This window comes from Streptomyces sp. NPDC088810, assembly GCF_044750305.1.
Taxonomy (GTDB): Bacteria; Actinomycetota; Actinomycetes; order Streptomycetales; family Streptomycetaceae; genus Streptomyces.
The window spans coordinates 309,554-323,625 of the sequence record NZ_JBIVJQ010000008.1 but is presented as its reverse complement, the minus strand read 5'-3'; the positions used below and the strand labels follow the sequence as shown (position 1 = coordinate 323,625).

The 14,072-nt window shown below is 72.2% G+C and carries 15 protein-coding genes and 1 riboswitch; of the genes, 5 read left to right on the top strand and 10 right to left on the bottom strand.

The annotated features are described in order from the left end of the window. Positions 1-72: 72 nt before the first annotated feature. From ACIP4Y_RS25820 to ACIP4Y_RS25790, 7 genes are read right to left on the bottom strand one after another with little or no spacing between them, the layout of a single operon-like run. Complete coding sequence (locus ACIP4Y_RS25820; protein WP_358646549.1) at positions 73-543, bottom strand: PH domain-containing protein; 471 nt, start codon at positions 541-543, stop codon at positions 73-75. A gap of 15 nt (positions 544-558) precedes the next feature. Then, on the bottom strand, positions 559-1,407 hold the full coding sequence (gene hisG, locus ACIP4Y_RS25815; RefSeq protein WP_401397735.1) for an ATP phosphoribosyltransferase: 849 nt from the start codon (positions 1,405-1,407) through the stop codon (positions 559-561). A gap of 50 nt (positions 1,408-1,457) precedes the next feature. Continuing rightward, the gene (locus ACIP4Y_RS25810; protein ID WP_007491392.1) at positions 1,458-1,730 is read right to left on the bottom strand and encodes a phosphoribosyl-ATP diphosphatase; all 273 of its coding nucleotides are present in this window, start codon (positions 1,728-1,730) and stop codon (positions 1,458-1,460) included. Positions 1,731-1,764: 34 nt separating this feature from the next. Continuing rightward, positions 1,765-2,250: a 6,7-dimethyl-8-ribityllumazine synthase gene (ribH, locus tag ACIP4Y_RS25805; RefSeq protein ID WP_358646555.1), complete on the bottom strand. Its 486-nt coding sequence runs from the start codon at positions 2,248-2,250 to the stop codon at positions 1,765-1,767. Between the two features lie 23 nt (positions 2,251-2,273). Then, positions 2,274-3,563, bottom strand: coding sequence for a bifunctional 3,4-dihydroxy-2-butanone-4-phosphate synthase/GTP cyclohydrolase II (locus ACIP4Y_RS25800; protein ID WP_401397730.1), 1,290 nt, complete (start codon positions 3,561-3,563; stop codon positions 2,274-2,276). Beyond that, on the bottom strand, positions 3,560-4,201 hold the full coding sequence (locus ACIP4Y_RS25795; protein WP_358646559.1) for a nicotinamide mononucleotide transporter family protein: 642 nt from the start codon (positions 4,199-4,201) through the stop codon (positions 3,560-3,562). Before ACIP4Y_RS25795 ends, ACIP4Y_RS25800 begins: the two co-directional genes overlap by 4 nt. Then, positions 4,198-4,806 (bottom strand): riboflavin synthase, encoded by a 609-nt coding sequence (locus ACIP4Y_RS25790; protein WP_401397727.1) that lies wholly within the window; start codon positions 4,804-4,806, stop codon positions 4,198-4,200. The genes ACIP4Y_RS25795 and ACIP4Y_RS25790 overlap by 4 nt, the downstream gene beginning before the upstream one ends. Positions 4,807-4,968: 162 nt before the next feature. Further along, positions 4,969-5,099: riboswitch (FMN riboswitch) on the bottom strand. Positions 5,100-5,443: 344 nt separating this feature from the next. Between ACIP4Y_RS25790 and ACIP4Y_RS25785 the strand changes: the two genes are divergently transcribed. Further along, positions 5,444-6,208: an SDR family oxidoreductase gene (locus tag ACIP4Y_RS25785; protein WP_401397724.1), complete on the top strand. Its 765-nt coding sequence runs from the start codon at positions 5,444-5,446 to the stop codon at positions 6,206-6,208. Continuing rightward, entirely contained in the window at positions 6,205-6,576 is a 372-nt protein-coding gene (locus ACIP4Y_RS25780) for a hypothetical protein (RefSeq protein ID WP_401397721.1), read from the top strand. Before ACIP4Y_RS25785 ends, ACIP4Y_RS25780 begins: the two co-directional genes overlap by 4 nt. Positions 6,577-6,756: 180 nt before the next feature. Here the strand turns inward: ACIP4Y_RS25780 and ACIP4Y_RS25775 are convergent, their stop codons facing one another. Continuing rightward, a complete protein-coding gene (locus ACIP4Y_RS25775; RefSeq protein WP_401397718.1) occupies positions 6,757-8,193 on the bottom strand; it encodes an ROK family transcriptional regulator in 1,437 nt (478 codons plus the stop codon). 119 nt (positions 8,194-8,312) lie between these two features. On the opposite strand from ACIP4Y_RS25775, the gene ACIP4Y_RS25770 reads away from it, so the two are divergent. Then, a complete protein-coding gene (locus ACIP4Y_RS25770) occupies positions 8,313-9,527 on the top strand; it encodes an MFS transporter (RefSeq protein WP_401397715.1) in 1,215 nt (404 codons plus the stop codon). Here ACIP4Y_RS25770 and ACIP4Y_RS25765 read toward each other — a convergent pair. Continuing rightward, the gene (locus ACIP4Y_RS25765) at positions 9,487-9,945 is read right to left on the bottom strand and encodes an acyl-CoA thioesterase (protein WP_401397712.1); all 459 of its coding nucleotides are present in this window, start codon (positions 9,943-9,945) and stop codon (positions 9,487-9,489) included. The two genes, ACIP4Y_RS25770 and ACIP4Y_RS25765, sit on opposite strands and share 41 nt — an antisense overlap. Before the next feature lie 172 nt (positions 9,946-10,117). Between ACIP4Y_RS25765 and ACIP4Y_RS25760 the strand changes: the two genes are divergently transcribed. Next, positions 10,118-11,533, top strand: a complete 1,416-nt coding sequence (locus tag ACIP4Y_RS25760) for a uracil-xanthine permease family protein (RefSeq protein ID WP_401397710.1) — start codon at positions 10,118-10,120, stop codon at positions 11,531-11,533. A 76-nt stretch (positions 11,534-11,609) separates the two neighbouring features. Further along, positions 11,610-12,296, top strand: coding sequence for a DUF5995 family protein (locus ACIP4Y_RS25755; RefSeq protein WP_401397707.1), 687 nt, complete (start codon positions 11,610-11,612; stop codon positions 12,294-12,296). A gap of 76 nt (positions 12,297-12,372) precedes the next feature. Here ACIP4Y_RS25755 and ACIP4Y_RS25750 read toward each other — a convergent pair whose 3' ends face one another. Beyond that, on the bottom strand, positions 12,373-14,070 hold the full coding sequence (locus ACIP4Y_RS25750; protein WP_401397704.1) for a flavin monoamine oxidase family protein: 1,698 nt from the start codon (positions 14,068-14,070) through the stop codon (positions 12,373-12,375). Positions 14,071-14,072: the final 2 nt, after the last annotated feature.

Sequence of the window (14,072 nt, the reverse complement as noted above, 5' to 3'; positions counted from 1 at the left end):
CAGGAACCCCTGTGCACCGGGCGGCGCGCAGGGGCGGAGGCGCAGCGAGTCGGCCTCCGCCCACCAGATTAATCAAGATCTGGGCTCGTGCGGCAGGGCGGACGGCGCCGAGTGGGCCTCGGCGAGCGCGCGCAGGGTCTTGGCGTCGGCGATGGCCCGCTGTTTGGCGATGCCCGGCTGGATGCCGAGCGCGGGCAGGCTGGTGCCGTCGCTCAGGTCGAGGAACACCCAGGGGTCGCCCGGCCGGAGGTTCACCCGGAGGATCTCCGCCCAGACCAGGCGCCGCTTGCTCGCGATGTTCACCACGGTGACGCCGGAATCGTCGGCGACCACCTTCACCCGGGCGAGCTGGGCCAGCACCCAGAAGATCAGCGCCCCGGTGAGGATGAAGCTGAGCCGCTCCCCCGGGCCGAGCTGCTCCAGCAGCATCGCGATCCCGGAGATCACCAGGAAGATCACGACACCGGCGGTGAGCAGGATCACCCGGGTGCGGCCCGGCCGGAAGGTGACGGGGAGGGCGGGAAGGGGGGTCGGTTCGGTCATCGGTCGGCGTACCCCTTACAGGCGGCAGGCGTGGATGGCCGTGGTCAGGATGGCGCGGGCGCCGATGGCGTAGAGGTCGTCCATGATCCGCTGGGCCTCCTTGGCCGGGACCATGGCGCGGACCGCGACCCAGCCCTCGTTGTGCAGCGGGGAGACGGTCGGGGACTCCAGGCCGGGGGTGAGCGCGACGGCCTTCTCCAGCTGCTCGACCCGGCAGTCGTAGTCCATCATCACGTACGTCCGGGCGACCAGGACGCCCTGGAGGCGGCGCAGGAACTGCTGGACCTTGGGGTCCTCGGCGTCGGCGCCGGTGCGGCGGACGACGATCGCCTCGGACTTCATGATCGGCTCGCCGAAGACCTCCAGGCCCGCGTTGCGCAGGCTGGTGCCGGTCTCCACGACGTCGGCGATGACCTCGGCCACGCCCAGTTCGATCGCGGTCTCGACGGCGCCGTCCAGGTGGACGACGGAGGCGTCGATGCCGCCGTCGGCGAGGTGCTTCTGGACGATGCCCTCGTAGGAGGTGGCGACCGTCCTGCCCTTGAGGTCCGCGAGGCCCTCGGCGGTGCCGGGCTTGGCGGCGAAGCGGAACGTGGAGCGGGCGAAGCCGAGCGGCAGGATCTCCTCGGCGCCGGCGCCGGAGTCGATCAGCAGGTCACGGCCGGTGATGCCGATGTCGAGGCGGCCGGAGGAGACGTAGATCGCGATGTCGCGGGGGCGGAGGTAGAAGAACTCGACCTCGTTCTCCGGGTCGACGATGCGCAGTTCTTTGGACTCGCGGCGCTGCTGGTAGCCGGCCTCATGCAGCATCTCCGCCGCAGGGCCGGACAGTGAACCCTTGTTGGGGACGGCGATGCGCAGCATGAGGTCGGCTTCCTTTGCTCGTTCTCTACGGGAGGGGTGCGGGGCGCGGCTTACAGGTGGGCGTAGACGTCGTCCAGGCTGATGCCGCGGGCGACCATCATCACCTGGACGTGGTACAGCAGCTGCGAGATCTCCTCGGCGGCCGCCTCCTTGCCCTCGTACTCGGCGGCCATCCAGACCTCGGCGGCCTCCTCGACGACCTTCTTGCCGATGGCATGGACGCCCTTGCCGACCAGCTCAGCGGTGCGGGAGGTGGCGGGATCGCCGTGGGCGGCCTTGTGCTGGAGCTCGGTGAAGAGCTCCTCGAACGTCTTCTTGGACATGGTGAGCCCCACCCTAGCCGTTGCGGCGGCTCGCCTAGTGCCAGGGTTCGGATACTGAACGCAGCGTGGCCGCCGTCGACACGGCGGCCGTCACCGCCTCGTGGCCCTTGTCCTCGTTCGAGCCCTCCAGGCCGGCCCGGTCCAGGGCCTGCTCCTCGGTGTCGCAGGTGAGCACGCCGAAGCCGACGGGGACGCCGGTCTCTACGGAGACCTGGGTGAGGCCCTGGGTGACGCCCTGGCACACGTAGTCGAAGTGGGGGGTGCCGCCCCGGATGACGACGCCGAGGGCGACCACCGCGTCGTAGCCGCGGCCCGCGAGGACCTTGGCGGCGACGGGCAGCTCGAAGCTGCCGGGGACCCGGATCAGGGTCGGCTCGTCGATGCCCAGGTCGTGCAGGGCGCGCAGGGCGCCGTTGACCAGACCGTCCATCACCTTCTCGTGCCACTGCGCCGCGATGACGGCGACCCTGAGGTCGCTCACGTTGCGTACGGACAGCTCCGGTGCACCCTTGCCGCTCACGTCTCTCCTAAGTGCTTTCTTGCTTACTGGTTGCCGCAGGTCGACACGGCGGGCGTGTCGAGCCAGGGCAGGTCGTGGCCCATCCGGTCCCGCTTGGTGCGCAGGTAGCGGAGGTTGTGCTCGCCGGCCTGGACCGGCATCGGCTCGCGGCCGGTGACCTTCAGGCCGTGGCTGAGCAGCGCGTCGGTCTTTTCGGGGTTGTTGGTCATCAGCCGGACCCCGCGCACGCCGAGGTCGGCGAGGATCTGCGCGCCGGCGCCGTAGTCGCGGGCGTCGGCGGGCAGGCCGAGTTCCAGGTTGGCGTCCAGGGTGTCGCGGCCCTGCTCCTGCAGCTCGTAGGCGCGCAGCTTGGACAGCAGGCCGATGCCGCGTCCCTCGTGTCCGCGCAGGTAGACGACGACGCCCCGGCCCTCGGCCTGGATGCGTTCCAGGGCGGTGTCCAGCTGGGGGCCGCAGTCGCAGCGCAGGGAGGCGAAGACGTCGCCGGTGAGGCACTCGGAGTGGACGCGGACCAGGACGTCCTCGCCGTCGCCGATCTCGCCGTGGACGAGGGCGACGTGCTCGACGCCGTCGACGGTGGACCGGTAGCCGTAGGCGGTGAAGGTGCCGTGCCGGGTGGGGAGGCGGGTCTCGGCCTCGCGGCGCACGGTGGGCTCGCTGCTGCGGCGGTAGGCGATCAGGTCCTCGATGGAGATGATCGTCAGGCCGTGCTTGCGGGCGAACGGGATCAGCTCGGGCAGGCGCAGCATCCGGCCGTCCTCGCCGGCGATCTCCACGATGGCGCCGGCCGGGCGCAGGCCCGCGAGCCGGGCGAGGTCGACGGCGGCCTCGGTGTGGCCGTTGCGGACCAGGACGCCGCCGGTCCTGGCGCGCAGCGGGAAGACGTGGCCGGGACGGACCAGGTCGGCGGGTTCGGCGGTGCCGCTCGCCAGGAGCTGGAGGGTGGTGGCGCGGTCGGCGGCCGAGATGCCGGTGCTCACGCCGTGCGCGGCGGAGGCGTCCACCGAGACGGTGAAGGCGGTCTTCATGGACTCGGTGTTGTCCTCGACCATCTGCGGCAGCCGGAGCCGGTCCAGCTCCTCGCCCTCCATGGGCGCGCAGATCAGGCCCCGGCACTCGCTCATCATGAAGGCGACGATCTCGGGGGTGGCCTTCTCGGCGGCGATGACGAGGTCGCCCTCGTTCTCCCGGTCCTCGTCGTCCACGACGACCACCGGGCGGCCCGCCGCGATGTCGGCGATGGCCTGCTCGACCGGGTCGAGCGCGAAGTTCTCCTGGTCGTTGCCGTCGTACAGCAGCGGTGCCGAGGTCATGCCGGCGCTCCTTCCAGTGCGGGCTGCGGGCCCCGGCGGGAGCGCAGCCACCAGTCGCGCATGCCCCACAGGACGAGTGCGCCGTAGATGACGTAGACGAAGCCCGAGAAGGCGTAGCCGTTGGCGAAGTTGAGGGGGACGCCGACGAGGTCGACGAGCAGCCAGGCGAACCAGAACTCGACCATGCCCTTGGCCTGGGCGTACATCGCGACGATGGTGCCGACGAAGATGTAGGCGTCGGGCCAGGGGTCCCAGGACAGCTTCGGGTACGCCGTGAAGAGCAGGGCGACGGCGACCGTGCCGGCGGCGGCCGCGGCGAGCATCGCCGCGCGCTCGGGCCAGGTGGCGAACCGGGGGGTGATGTGGCCGTCCGCGGACCGGTCCTTGCTGCGCTGCCACTGCCACCAGCCGTACAGCGCGACGGCCATGACGACGGCCTGCTTGCCGGCGCTGCCGGTCAGGTGGCCGTAGAAGGCGGCGAAGAGGACGAGGCCGGACAGGAACTGGACGGGCCAGGTCCACAGGGAGCGGCGCCAGCCGAGGGCGAGGGTGATGAGGCCCAGGATGTTGCCGATCATGTCCGACCAGATGATGTGCTGGCCGAAGAGGGTGAACGCCTCGGAGTTCGTCCAGTTCACTTGGCGCCCCCCTGGGCACGGTCGCCGAGGAGCCGCTCGACGTACTTGGCGATGACGTCCACCTCGAGGTTGACCGGGTCGCCGGGCTGCTTCACGCCGAGCGTGGTGAGGGCGAGGGTGGTCGGGATGAGGCTGACGGTGAAGTGGTCCGGGCCGGCGTCGACCACGGTGAGGCTGATGCCGTCGACGGTGATGGAGCCCTTCTCCACGACGTACCGGGAGAGTTCCGCGGGGAGCGAGATCTTGACGATCTCCCAGTTCTCGGAGGGCTTGCGCTCCAGGATCTCGCCGGTGCCGTCCACGTGCCCCTGCACGATGTGGCCGCCGAGGCGGGCGCCGACGGCGGTGGGGCGTTCCAGGTTGACGCGGGAGCCGGCGGTGAGCGCGCCGAGGCTGGAGCGCTTCAGGGTCTCGGCCATGACGTCGGCGGTGAACTCGTCGCCCTCGTGCTCCACCACGGTGAGACAGACCCCGTTCACGGCGATGGAGTCGCCGTGCTGCGCACCCTCGGTCACGACGGGGCCGCGGAGCCGGAAGCGGGAGGCGTCGCCGAGGTTCTCGACGGCGGTGACCTCACCCAGCTCTTCGACGATTCCGGTGAACACTTCCCGGGTCCTCCTGCCTCTTCGGGCACGGACTCCGGGGCCTGTCGATGACGACAGAATGTACGGATGAGCACACACCGGGGGCGTCGCCGGAACGGACACGTCCGGACACGGACGAATCCCGATACGGCGGCGCGCACACGGAAAACGCATGCCCGCCCGCCGCGCACTGCCTCCCATCCGGACTTTAACCGTCGGTCCAGGAATTTCACCTGGTCAACCGGCCGCTGGAAGCGACCGGGTCGCGGACTGTAACCGCCGGTTCGGACTTTCACCGACCCCGGAGTGCGCTGCTTCTGGTACGAGGCCAGTGTGCCACGCCCGGTACTCCTCCAGGTGGGTGATCGATGTGGGTTCGCTCACAGTGCGTGCCGCTGGTTTCGCGTGGCGCAACCGTGCCGGTCAACTGGCCGGTACCAGAGGAGCGTTGAGCTTGGTCCGGACCCATTGACCGTACTGGTCTAGTCCTTTTAGGGTGCGGACGGGCCCGGCGGCGGTGACGACGGCCCTTGCCCGCCGCCGGGCCGCCAGGGTTCCTGGCCGGGCTGTGTCACATTTCCGGGGCTCCGGCCTGTCCCAGTCGACGAAGGGCACTCCGCACGGGAGTGCCCCGGTGTCCGAGGGGACGGAGAACGGCATGACCACGATCCTGGTGACCGGCGGAACCGGAACGCTCGGCCGGCTCGTCACGCAGCGGCTGCGGGCGGACGGCCACGAGGTACGGGTGCTCAGCCGGCACACCCGGCCGTACGCCGTCGACCTGCGCACGGGCGGTGCCGGCCTGGACGCGGCGCTGGCCGGGGCGGAGACGGTCGTGCACTGCGCGAGCACGCCCCGGGGAGGCGACGAACAGGCCGCCCGGAATCTGCTCGCGGCGGCCCGCGGGGCCGGGGTGGGCCGGCTGGTGTACATCTCCATCGTCGGCGTGGACCGGGTGCCGTTCGGCTACTACCGGAGCAAGCTCGCCGTGGAACGGCTGGTCGAGGAGTCCGGGCTCGGCTGGACCGTGCTGCGGGCGACCCAGTTCCACGACCTGGTGGTCACCCTGCTCCAGGGCCTGGCCAGGCTGCCGGTGCTGGCGGTCCCGGCGGGGGTGCCGGACCAGCCGGTCGAGGTGGCCGAGGTGGCCGAACGGCTGGCGGAGCTGGCGCTCGGGGCACCGGCCGGGCGGGTGCCGGACCTGGCCGGCCCGCAGGTCCGTACGTTCGACTCGCTGGCCCGCGCGTATCTGCGGGCGACGGGCCGGCGCCGGCCGGTGGTGCGGGTGCCGCTGGCCGGGAAGACGTACCGGGCCTTCCGTGCGGGGTGGCATCTGGCGCCGGAGCGGGCGGTGGGCGAGGTGACCTTCGAGGAGTACCTGGAGCGGCGGTTCGGGCGGGGGCCGGTACAGTCGCCCGCATGACGGCACCGGTGATCCGCGCGATCGAGTGGGACGGGACGGCCTGGGACGACCCCACCGCCGACCAACTCCATGATCTGCTGGCCGACATGAGCCTGACCTGGCGGTTCCTCATCGTGGAGCGGCTCGACCGGGAACCCGCCGACCAGCACTACATGCAGGTGTACCTCGACGACGACCTGAGCTACCGGATGGAGTACCGCGAGGGCGGCCCGGACCTGCATTTCCAGGCCCGGGTGCCGCGCGAGAGCGACACGTTCGCCGTCGAGCCCGTGGCCGAGGTGGTGCAGGCCTGGGCCTTCGGCCGACCGGGCTGGCGGGAGGCACTCCCCTGGGCCCCGTGGCAACCGCAAGACCCGCCACGGCCCTGACCCCACCCGCCGGCCCGCCCGGGCGCCGCGAACGACTCGCCCTGCGCCGGCTCCCGCGGGCGGTAGCGGAAGCGCCACCGCGGCCCTGACGCGCCCGCACGCCTCCGGCGGCGCGACAGCTCGTCCTGTCGCGCCGCCCCCGGGCGGGCGACAGCCGCACGAGCCATCGCAGTCCCGGGGTCACCCGCCCACTCGCTCCGGCGGCCCGAACAGCTCGTCCTGCGCCCGCTCCCGGGCGGTGAGGAGCGCTCCGCGTAGTACGGCCGTCCCACCGAGGCTGCTGGCGCGCACCTCGGTGACCAGGGGCGACATCCGGCGCAACCGTTCCTCCACCAGCCCGGCGAGCACCGCTCCCCCGGCCTGCCCGACCTCGCCGCCGAGCACCACGCAGCCGGGGTCCAGAACGGCCACCACGGAGGCGACACCGACGGCGACCCGATCGGCCAGGGCCCGCAGGAAGCGAGCGGCGGGACCATCCGCGGACAGGGTGCCCGCACCCGGCTCCCCCGAGGCGGCGCGGGCAGCGGCCGGCAGGGTGACAGGGCCCGGTGCGCCGACCGCGGCCCGCACCGCACCGGCCGCCTGCGCCGACGCCCCCTGAGCGACAGAGCCGGGCTGGTCTCCCGCCCGCGCCGACCCGGGCCGACCGGCAGAGCGCGGCGCGCCCACCGCGCCCCGCGCCGCATCCCCGGGCTCCGCCGTCCCGAGCGCCCCCGTCACCTCCGCCACAGCCGCCCGTACCACCTCCGCCGCCCCCGGCCCGTCCGGCGAAGGCGGGGTCGGGAGGTCGTGCCGGGTCGCCAGGGTCGCGATCGCTGCCGCCCCCGTCAGGGAGTGGAAGCCGCCGGCGCAGTCGGTCGCCGCGGGGAGGGCGTCCGTGCCCGGGACCGGGAGGAAGCCGATCTCGCCGGTGCCGCCGGAGGCCCCGCGGCGCAGGGTGCCGTCCAGGACGACCGCGGCGCCGACGCCGTGGCCGAGCCAGAGCAGGACGAAGGTGTCCCGGTCCCGGGCGGCGCCCTCGCGCTGTTCGGCGAGGGCGGCCAGGTTGGTCTCGTTCTCGACGGTGACCCGGGCGCCGGGCAGCCGGTCCTGGAGGGCGGCGGCCAGGCTGCGGTGCCAGGCGGGCAGCCCGGCCGAGTCGCGCAGGTCCCCGGTGGCGGGGTCGATGAGGCCGGGCGCTCCGATGCCGACGGTGTGCAGCCGGTCGGTGCCGGCCTCCTTCAGGGCCCGTTCCACCGCGGCCACCGCCTGCTCCACGGCCGGACCGGTCCCGGTGTCCCCGCCGATCGGCACGGACGCCTCGGCCAGCACCCGCCCGAGCAGGTCGGAGACGAGGACGAGGACGCCCTGGGTGCGGACGTCGAGCGCGGCGAGGTGGGCGCGGTCGGCGACGATGCCGTAGAGCCGGGCGTTGGGCCCCCTGCGCCGGGCGCCGGACTCGCCGACCACCGTGATCAGCCCGGAGGCCGTGAGCCGGTCGACCAGGTCGGCGACCGTCGGCCGGGACAGTCCGGTGAGCTGCTTCAACTGCCCTGCCGTGAGCGGGCCTTCCTGCTGCAACAGCCGCAGGGCCAGCCGGTCGTTGATGGCCCGGGCGGTACTGGGTGATGCGGGCATGACGGGATCCTCCCAGATCACCTGCCCGCTGCGACCGCTATCTATCAGGCAGGGTTCCTGATAGTTTACGGCGCGTTGCAGTGGAGCGGGGACGGGCACTCCCGGGGGAGGACAGCATCGTGAGTGACGTGACGCACGCGCCCGACGAGACAAGGCGCGCCCGGTACGCCGTGGCGGCCGTGTTCGCCGTGCACGGCGCCGTGACCGGCTCGTTCGCGACCCGCGTGCCGTGGGTCCAGGAACATGCCTCGCTCAGCACGGGCCAGCTGGGTTTCGCGCTGGCCTTCACGGCGTTCGGCGCCTCCTGCGCGATGCCGCTGGCGGGCCGGATCAGCCACCGCTTCGGCAGCCGTACGGCGCTGCGCGGGCTGCTCGCACTGTGGACGCTGTCCCTGGTGCTGCCGTCGGTCGCGCCGAACCTCCTCACCCTGTGCCTGGCGATGTTCACCTACGGCGCGTCCGCGGGCATGGCCGACGTCGCGATGAACGCGCTCGGCGTGGAGGTCGAGCGGCGGCTCAACAAGTCGATCATGTCGGGGCTGCACGGCATGTGGAGCGCGGGCGCCCTGACCGGGTCGGCGGCCGGCACCCTCGCCGCGCATCTCGGCTCGGACGCGCGCCTGCACTTCGCGCTCGCGGCGGCCGTCCTCACCGTGCTCGGGTTCGTGGTCTGCGCCTGGGTGCTGGACCTCCAGCCCGCCGAGGACGAGGAGCCGCCGCCGCGGTTCGCGCTGCCCCCGCGCTCGGCGCTGCTGATCGGCGCGATCGGCTTCTGCGCGGTGTTCGCGGAGGGCGCCAGCCTGGACTGGTCGGCGGTGTACCTGCGGGACCGGCTGGACGGTTCGGCCGGGTTGGCGGCGGCCTCCACGACCGGGTTCATGCTGACCATGGCGGTCGCCCGGATCGCCGGGGACGCGGTGGTGAACCGCTTCGGCGCGGTCCGCACCGTACGGGCCGGCGGTGTCCTGGCCGGGCTGGGCGGGCTGCTGGTCGTGCTCGCCGGGCATCCGGCGGTGGCGATGGCCGGGTTCGCGCTGATGGGCCTCGGCATCGCGGTGGTCGTCCCGCTCTGCTTCGCGGCGGCCGGGCACGCCGGGCCCAACCCCAGCCAGGCCATCGCGGGAGTGGCGACCATCACCTACACCTCGGGCCTGATCGCGCCGAGCCTGATCGGCGGGGTGGCCCAGGCGACCAGCCTGGTGGTGTCCTTCGCGGTGGTGACGGTGCTGGCCTGCGGGCTCGCGGTGTTCGCGGGCGTGCTGCGCACCGCCGAGCGCGGGGGCGGCCGGGAGGTCAGTCCGCGGGCCGCAGCAGTTCCCGACCCGCGGCCCTGAAGGTCTCGCTCCAGGGGGCGGGGCGCATGGTCGTCGCGTCCAGGCGGACCAGCACCCGGGTGCCGTGGGCGTAGGTCCGGGTCCCGTCGGCCGAGCAGAACCGGAAGCCGTAGGTGAGCCCGGTGGTGCCGAGCCGTTCCAGCCAGAGGTGGACGGCGTAGGTGCCGGGGCTGGTGACCGGGGCCTCGTAGGTGATGCGCAGTTCCTTGACCGCGTTGCAGGCGTCGCCGGCCGCCGCCCAGTCACCGTCGAAGCGGACGCCGTGCGCCTGCCACAGTTCGGTCCAGGCGCGCTCGACCATCAGGGGGTAGCGGGCGTTGTGCAGCAGCCCGAGCGCGTCGAGGTCGTCGAAGTGGACGGTGACGGGGATCAGCCGGCCGTGGGAGACGGCGGGGGCGGTCGGGGCTTCGGCGGTCACGGGAAGGGCTCCTGGAGCAGCGCTGGCGGGGTGGCGACACCCCCGTACCCGATCATACTAAGCGACCGCTCAGCAGCCCGGCCCGGCGGTGGCACAGGCGGAGCGTGAAGCCGCCCGGTACCCCTGACAATGGTTCGGACCTCTTCACGTACAGAGAAAGCGAAACCCCACCATGGACCTCGGCGTGCGCTGGAAGCTGCACGGTGACGGGCGCACGCCCGCACCCGGAGCGGTGGTACGCCCCGACGAACGGCTCTCCTGGCCCCGCACCGTGGGCCTGGGCGCCCAGCACGTGGTCGCGATGTTCGGCGCCTCCTTCGTGGCCCCGGTACTCATGGGCCTCGACCCGAACCTGGCGATCATGATGTCGGGCGTGGCGACCATGATCTTCCTGCTCGCCACCCGCGGCCGGGTGCCGAGCTACCTGGGCTGCTCCCTGTCGTTCGTGGGCGTGGCCGCCGTCATCCGCGCCCAGGGCGGCACCAGCGCCACCGTCACCGGCGCGGTCCTCGTCGTCGGCGTGGTGCTGTTCCTGGTGGGCCTCGCCGTGCAGCGCTTCGGCGCGCGGATCATCCATGCCGCCATGCCGCCGATCGTCACCGGCGCGGTCGTCATGCTGATCGGCTTCAACCTGGCCCCGGTGACCGCGTCCACCTACTGGCCGCAGGACCAGTGGACGGCCCTGCTCGTCATGCTCTTCACGGGCCTGGCGGTGGTCTGTCTGCGCGGATTCTGGTCCCGGATCGCGATCTTCCTGGGCCTGGTCTTCGGGTACGGCATCTCCTGGGCGTCCGACCGCGTCTTCGGCCGCATCCACTCGACGAGCCCGAGCGGCAAGGTCACCGACCACTGGCGGCTGGACCTCTCCGGCGTCTCCAAGGCCGACTGGATCGGCCTGCCGCACTTCCACGGACCGTCCTTCCAGTGGTCGGCGATCCTGGTCGCGCTGCCGGTGGTCATCGCCCTGGTCGCCGAGAACGCGGGCCACGTCAAGGCGGTCGGCGAGATGACCGGCGACCCGCTGGACGACAAGCTCGGTACGGCGATCTCGGCGGACGGCTTCGCCTCGGTGCTGTCGACGGCCGTCGGCGGACCGCCGAACACCACCTACTCGGAGAACATCGGCGTGATGGCCGCGACCCGCGTCTACTCCACCGCCGCCTACTGGGCCGCCGCCGGCTTCGCGCTCCTCTTCGGCGTCTGCCCGAAGTTCGGCGCGGTCGTCGCCGCGATCCCTGGCGGTGTCCTCGGCGGCATCACCGTGATCCTCTACGGCATGATCGGCCTGCTCGGCGCGCAGATCTGGCTGCACGCCAAGGTGGACCTGCGCAACCCGCTGAACCTGGTGCCGGCCGCCGCGGGCATCATCATCGGCGTCGGCAACGTCACCATGAAGTTCACCGACACCTTCTCGCTCAGCGGCATCGCCCTCGGCACCCTGGTCGTCATCACCGGCTACCACGCGCTGCGCGCCTTCGCACCGGCCCATCTCAAGCAGCAGGAACCGCTGCTGGACGAAGGCACCTCCGCCTACGGCAGGGAGGCGGACGGGGAGCCGGGCACACGGACGCCGCGCGCCGAGCCGTGACCCGGGGTTCCCCCGTTCCGGCGAAGCACCGGGCCGGTCGGCACGCCGGCCGGCCCCGGGCTGGGACCCTTCCCCCATGGCCCAGTTGGAACACCTCACCGCCCCCGTCGACGCCGTCGTCGCGCGGATGCGCGCGCTCGACGCGGCCCTGCCCGCACGGGACGGTGTCGCCGTGTTCAACCGCGTCTACCTCGCCGTCACCGAGGAGATCGACCGCCGCCTGGACGCCGGGCGGTTCCCGGACCCGCGCGCGGCGACCGCCCTGGACGTACGGTTCGCCGAGCGGTACCTGGCCGCGGTCGAGGCGGCGGCCGCGGACCGCCGCCCGCCCGCCTGCTGGCGACCGCTGTTCCAGCTCCGCCGCCATCCCGGGGTACGGCCGCTGCAGTTCGCGCTGGCCGGTATCAACGCCCACATCGGGCACGACCTGGCGCTGGCCGTGATCGACGCCTGCCGGACGCTCGGCTGCGAACCGGCCGATCTGGAGGACGAGTTCGACCGCGTGGGCGATCTCCTCGTGTCACTGGAGGAGCGCATCCGCGAGGATCTGATGCCGGGCCCCGACCTGCTCCAGATCGCCGACCCGCTCACCCATCTGCTGGGCTCCTGGAGCCTGGAGCGGGCGCGGGACGCCACCTGGGCCGCGGCCCGGGCGCTGTGGGCGCTGCGGCACTGCGCCGACGTGGCCGAGGAGTTCGCCGAACGGCTGGACGCGGCGGTCGGGTTCGCGGGCCGGATGCTGCTGACACCGCTGGCCGACTGAGACTCCACGGGCGTGAAAAAGGCGCGGGCGGCCGGAGTCTGTGGCCGGCCGCCCGCGCCTTGGTCGATCTCCCGGGTCAGTCCTCGGGAAGCTCCACCGGCGCGATCTCGTCGTAGACGTCACCCGGGCCCGGGTTCGCCGCGTCGGTCGTGCCGCCGAAGTGGTGCATGACGCCCCACACCGCGTTCAGCGCCGTCTGGACGGCACCCTCGGCCCAGCCGGCCGTCCAGGAGATGTCGTCGCCGGCGAGGAAGATGCCCCGCTTGTCCTCGGGCAGCCGGTCCTGCATGAAGTGCGTGAACAGGCGCCGCTGGTAGCGGTAGTGACCGGGCAGGTTGGCCTTGAACGCCCCCATGAAGTAGGGCTCGTTCTCCCAGGAGACCGTCACCGGGTTGCCGATGATGTGCTTCCTGATGTCGACCTTCGGGTAGATCTCGCCGAGCGACTTCAGCATGACCTCCATCCGCTCGTTCGCGGACAGCGGCAGCCACTTCAGGCTGTCGTCGCACCAGGTGTAGGACAGGCAGATCACGGCGGGCTTGTCCGGGCCGTCGTCCAGCAGGTAGGTGCCTCGGGTCATGCGGTCGGTGAGCGTCATCGACATGACGTCCCGGCCCGTCTCCTCGTCCTTGTCCAGCCAGAACGGCCGGTCCACGGGCACGAAGAGCTTGCTGGACTCCATGTAGTGGGTGCGCTCGATCGCGGTCCAGTGGTCGATCGGGAACAGCGAGTCGTCACAGGCGATCTTGGACAGCAGCATCCAGGACTGGGCGGTGAAGATCGCCGCCTGGTAGGTGCGGATGTCGCCGTTGGCGTCGGTCACGGTGATCCGGTTGCCGGCGGTGCGGTGCAGCCGGGTCACGGCCGGCAGCGGCTTGCCGCCCTCGTGCAGCGTGGCGAGCGAGGTGCCGTACGGCCAGTGGACGATCTTCTCCGGCTCACGCTCCCACAGGCGCAGCGGCAGCTGCTGCGAGCCGCCGACGATGCCGCGGTGGTGGTCGTCGGCCTCGGTGTAGACGACGCGGAGGATCTCCAGGATGGAGTTCGGGAAGTCGGTGTCCCAGCCGCCGGTGCCGAAGCCGACCTGGCCGAAGATCTCGCGGTGCCGGAAGGACTTGAAGGCCTCCGAGTCGCAGAGGAAGCCGTAGAAGGTCTGGTTGTCGAGCTTCTCGACCAGCTTCGCCCAGATCTCACGGATGCGCGGCACGTCCCGCTCGCGCATCGCGCGGTTCATGTCGGAGAAGTCGGCGCCCTCCTCCAGGCACTTGTTCCAGGCCTCGGCGACGTCCCGGTACACCTGGGGCAGGTCGTCGATCGTCTCGGCGTAGTGCGACTCGCCCTTGAGGTCGACCACGGTCGACGGGGTCGCCTCGGCCAGCGGGTTCGGGAACGGCCTGGTCTCCAGGCCGACCAGGTCGATGTAGTGCTGGAGCGCGGTGGACGACGGCGGGAAGCGCATCGCGCCCATCTCGGCGGTCAGCGAGTCGTCGCAGCCCTCGAAACCGACCGTGCGCAGCCGGCCGCCGATCTGGTCGGCCTCGTAGACGACGGGCTTGAGGCCCATCTTCATCAGCTCGTAGGCGGCCACGATGCCGGACAGGCCGCCGCCGATGATCGCGACCTCGGTTCCGTGCTCGGTCGCCGGGATCTGACCGAGGCCCGCCGGGTGCGCGAGGAAGTCGTCGTAGGCGTACGGGAAGTCCGGGCCGAACATGGTGATCGGCGGCTGCTGCTCGTCGGTGTGCTCGACGGCGTTGGGCACCGTGGACGTCATGG